Consider the following 228-nt stretch of genomic DNA (forward strand, 5'->3'; position numbering starts at 1 on the left):
AAAAAAATGAAATACCTTCTTATTATCTAGTTTTGAAGGAATGAAAATTTCTTCTTGCATTTTCTCAAAAAGACGTTATAATAATATATGTCTTGAAAAAATGTTAACATTGTTTGGTGACGATAGCGAAGAGGTCACACCCGTTCCCATTCCGAACACGGCAGTTAAGCTCTTCAGCGCCGATGGTAGTTGGGGGTTTCCCCCTGTGAGAGTAGGACGTCGCCAAGC

The 228-nt window shown here is 39.9% G+C and carries 1 rRNA gene; it reads left to right on the forward strand.

Annotated features, from left to right (window positions below):
* Positions 1-112: 112 nt before the first annotated feature.
* A 5S ribosomal RNA gene (rrf, locus tag AC2YHV_RS27650) occupies positions 113-228 on the forward strand.

The sequence above is a fragment of the Peribacillus sp. SRI_006 genome (assembly GCF_057586375.1).